Origin of the sequence: Sphingomonas sp. (genome assembly GCF_019749955.1) — a bacterium.
Taxonomy (GTDB): domain Bacteria; phylum Pseudomonadota; class Alphaproteobacteria; order Sphingomonadales; family Sphingomonadaceae; genus Sphingomonas.
Map to the genome: position 1 here is coordinate 1 of NZ_JAIEPC010000022.1, position 3554 is coordinate 3554.

Annotated in this window: 7 protein-coding genes; all 7 read left to right on the forward strand. The window is 64.1% G+C overall.

The window, feature by feature from the left end; all coding sequences use genetic code 11:
* Window positions 1-31: 31 nt before the first annotated feature.
* Window positions 32-526, forward strand: a complete 495-nt coding sequence (rimM, locus tag K2W81_RS06915) for a ribosome maturation factor RimM (protein ID WP_294102545.1) — start codon at window positions 32-34, stop codon at window positions 524-526.
* A gap of 136 nt (window positions 527-662) precedes the next feature.
* Window positions 663-1145, forward strand: coding sequence for a hypothetical protein (locus K2W81_RS06920; RefSeq protein ID WP_294102547.1), 483 nt, complete (start codon window positions 663-665; stop codon window positions 1143-1145).
* Window positions 1145-1972, forward strand: a complete 828-nt coding sequence (locus tag K2W81_RS06925; protein ID WP_294102549.1) for a TIGR04222 domain-containing membrane protein — start codon at window positions 1145-1147, stop codon at window positions 1970-1972. The genes K2W81_RS06920 and K2W81_RS06925 overlap by 1 nt, the downstream gene beginning before the upstream one ends.
* A gap of 48 nt (window positions 1973-2020) precedes the next feature.
* A complete protein-coding gene (locus K2W81_RS06930; protein ID WP_294102551.1) occupies window positions 2021-2296 on the forward strand; it encodes an AbrB/MazE/SpoVT family DNA-binding domain-containing protein in 276 nt (91 codons plus the stop codon).
* On the forward strand, window positions 2293-2667 hold the full coding sequence (locus tag K2W81_RS06935) for a type II toxin-antitoxin system VapC family toxin (protein WP_294102553.1): 375 nt from the start codon (window positions 2293-2295) through the stop codon (window positions 2665-2667). The genes K2W81_RS06930 and K2W81_RS06935 overlap by 4 nt, the downstream gene beginning before the upstream one ends.
* A complete protein-coding gene (gene trmD / locus K2W81_RS06940; protein WP_294102555.1) occupies window positions 2664-3407 on the forward strand; it encodes a tRNA (guanosine(37)-N1)-methyltransferase TrmD in 744 nt (247 codons plus the stop codon). The genes K2W81_RS06935 and trmD overlap by 4 nt, the downstream gene beginning before the upstream one ends.
* A 1-nt stretch (window position 3408) precedes the next feature.
* Window positions 3409-3554: 50S ribosomal protein L19 (locus K2W81_RS06945; protein WP_294102574.1), on the forward strand; the 146-nt coding region annotated here is incomplete at its 3' end.

The following is a 3554-nucleotide window of genomic DNA, read 5'->3' on the forward strand; positions in this document are numbered from 1 at the left end:
GGTCGAAGAGACGCCTGCGGCCGACGCGTAAATGCGTGGCCAAACCCCCGTTACGCTCGCCGTCGTCGTCGGCGCGCATGGCGTGACGGGGGAAGTTCGCCTGAAGGTCTTCACCGACGATCTGAAGCGCTACAAGCGTTTCAATGACGGCGCGCTGACGCTCAAATCGCTGCGTGACGGCAATAACGGCGCGATTGCGCGCTTTGCCGAAGTGGCCGATCGCAACGCCGCCGAGGCGCTGCGCGGCACCGAAATCACAGTGCCCCGCGCCGATTTGCCCCCGCTCGGCGAGGGCGAATATTACCACGCCGATTTGCTCGGGCTGGCGGTGGTTTCGACCGACGGCGCCGAGATCGGGCGCGTCGTCGCGATCGACAACTTCGGCGCGGGTGATGTGATCGAGATCGAGCGCCCTTCCGATAATGGAAAGCCGGGCGCGCGCTTCATGGTGCCGATGCGTGCCGACGCGGTTCCCGACTGGAACGACACGCAGTTGGTGGTCACTGCCGCCTTTGCCGCGGGCTGACCAAGGGCCTTGCCACGCATACCCTAGTATGTTACTAGGGATTTAGATGAGCCGCGACACTGCTTCGCCCTCAACCCCTGACCACCCAGTGTGGCAGCGCCTTTCCTGTTACCAAGTCGGACCTGACGACGCGGCGTTGAGCTTTGCCGTTCGGCTCGCACGCGAGAATGGCTGGAGCGCCGATCACGCCGCGCGGGTCATCGACGAATATCGGAAATTCGCTCTTCTCGCCGTCACCGGTGACGGCGAAGTGACACCGTCCGACGCAGTCGATCAGGCCTGGCACCTGCACCTGACCTATACCCGCGATTATTGGGAGCGCTTTTGCCCCGAGGCGCTCGGCAAGGCGCTGCATCACGGCCCGACCGCCGGCGGCGACGCCGAGCGCGGTCGATTTTTCCGGCAATATGCCAATACGCTCAAGCGTTATGAGGCCATATTCGGCCCCGTGCCCGCAGATATCTGGCCGAGCGCGCAGCAGCGCCTGCTCGACGATCCACGCGCGCGCCGGGTGCATCCACGCGACGCGATCATGATTTCCAGGAAGGCAGTGCGGCGGGCGATGGTCGCCTTGTTGATGGGTGCCGCGATTGCTTTCCTGTTGTGGTGGAGGACGTAATGGGACTGGGTGTTTTCGACCTGACCGGCGGCCCTTTTTTGACGTTGTACGGCGTGCTGCTGGTAACGGCGATCGTCGCGGGGTTTGCGATCCCGCGCTGGCTGCGCCCCGACGGGCGCAGTGCGCGGCTGACCAACCCCGACCAGATCGCCTATCTCGCGGGCGGATCACTACGTTATGTCGATACGGTCTTGGCGCGATTGCTGGCCGCAGGGAAGATCGCGGTCGAGGGGCGGACTCAAGCGCGCATCGTGGCACCGCCAGTGCTGGCAGCGGGGCCGGAGCGGTCGGTGCTCGCACTGCCAACGCCCTCGCCCTGGCCGCGGGTGATGAAGGCGGTGTCGGGGCATGCCGCGACGGTTCACGACAAGCTGGTGGACGCTGGCCTGTTGTTCGATCGCGGCACCGCGCTCCAGCTCCGTTTCTGGCAGACAGCGCCCTATCTCATGCTGATCGCCTTCGGTGCGATCAAATGGGACATCGGCACCGAACGCGGGCGGCCCGTCGGGTTCCTTTCGGCGCTGCTGGTCATCACGGCAGTCTTCGCACTTATCCGTTTCGTCACGATCGACCGACGGACGCGTGCCGGCATCGACGCGCTGGCGGCGGCACGTGATGGCGCTGATCGCTTGCGGCGCGCGCCAACTGACGATGAAATCCCCATGGCGGTCGCGCTGTTTGGCACGACCGTGCTCGTGGGTTCGGCTTGGAACGACTATCACGCGATGCGCGCCGCCAGCGGATCGGGCGATAGCGGCAGCGGTGGCAGCGCGGACGGTGGCGGCGGTGGCTGCGGCGGTGGAGGATGCGGTGGTTGCGGGAGTTGACGGGGTCGCGCTGATTGTATATACGGATGGTATATCCGGAGAGCGGCAATGAGCGACGAATATCAGGGCAAGACATTCAAGTCGGGCAATTCGGTTGCACTGCGCCTGCCCAAGGGCATGGGCATTCCCGAAGGCACCGAAGTCCGCATGGTCAAGGAAGCGCCGATGTCGTTCAGGATCGAGCCGGTCGAGGCACCACGGCGCAAGATCGATGTGAGCAGATTCGCAGGCAAGGCGCCGTGGCTCGAAGAGCTGCCGCGCGGCGATTTTGACGAGGTGCCACGTGATTGGCATCTGCTGGAGGGGCTGGATAAACGGGGGTGAGGTATCTCCTCGACGCAAACTGCGTCATCCAGCTCCTTTCAGGCGCTTATCCCCGATTGACGCATCGCGTGGCTGATTGCGATGCAGGTAGCGTAGTCGTATCATCCATCGCCTTTGCAGAGGTCGCGCTCGGTAGCGCGAAGGGCAAGCCGCCGGCGCTCGCGCTGCTCGACCTGTTCATTGAAGAAATTCCGATCGTCGAATTCGATCTGCTGGCGGCGCGCGCCCATGCGACATTGCCGTTCAAACGCGCAAATTTTGACCGTCTGCTAGCAGCGCAGGCGTTGAGCTTGGGTTTAACGATCGTGACGAACAACGAGGCCGATTTCGCCGATGTGCCAGGGCTGAAGGTCGAGAATTGGACGCGATGATCGCTTCATCCGGGTTCGCCGCCACGATCCTGACCCTCTACCCCGACATGTTCCCCGGCCCCCTCGGGGCGTCGATCGCGGGACGGGCGCTCGGCGAGGGGAAGTGGTCGCTCGACGCCGTCAACATCCGCGACTTTGCGACCGACAAGCATCGCACGGTCGACGATACCCCGGCGGGGGGCGGGGCGGGGATGGTGCTGCGCGCCGATGTCGTCGCCGCTGCGCTGGACAGCGTCGCTGATGATCGCCCGATCCTCGCCATGACGCCGCGCGGTGCACCGCTTACCCAAGTCCGCGTTCGCGACCTCGCGACAGGCCCAGGCGCGATCATCCTCTGCGGTCGGTTCGAAGGATTCGACGAACGACTGTTCGACGCGCGTCCTATCGAACAAGTCTCGATCGGCGACTATGTCCTCTCCGGCGGCGAAATGGGCGCGCTGGTGCTGCTCGACGCTTGCATTCGCTTGCTTCCCGGCGTAATGGGCGCGCCTTCCAGCGGGGACGAGGAAAGCTTCGAAAGCGGCCTTCTCGAATATCCGCACTATACCCGACCTTATCAATGGGAAGGGCGCACGATCCCCGAAGTGCTGCGATCGGGGGATCATGCGAGGATCGCGGCGTGGCGTAAAGCTCAGGCCGAGACCGATACACGGCTAAGGAGGCCCGACCTTTGGGAGCGTCATGAGGACGCTCGGGTCAGTTCTCCCTCTGGCGCGCGGCGACAGACGAAGGAAGACTGAGATGAACATCATCCAGCAGATTGAAGCCGAGAATATCGCCAAGTTCCTTGAGGCGAAGAAGATCCCCGAATTCCGCCCCGGCGACACGCTGAAGGTCGGCGTGAAGGTCGTCGAAGGCGAGCGCACCCGCGTCCAGAATTACGAAGG

Excerpts from the sequence above, each read along its gene's own strand:
- K2W81_RS06925 (WP_294102549.1), top strand. The coding sequence starts at position 1,145 with ATGGGACTGGGTGTTTTCGACCTGACCGGCGGCCCTTTTTTGACGTTG.
- trmD (WP_294102555.1), top strand. The coding sequence starts at position 2,664 with ATGATCGCTTCATCCGGGTTCGCCGCCACGATCCTGACCCTCTACCCC.
- rimM (WP_294102545.1), top strand. The coding sequence starts at position 32 with ATGCGTGGCCAAACCCCCGTTACGCTCGCCGTCGTCGTCGGCGCGCAT.
- K2W81_RS06930 (WP_294102551.1), top strand. The coding sequence starts at position 2,021 with ATGAGCGACGAATATCAGGGCAAGACATTCAAGTCGGGCAATTCGGTT.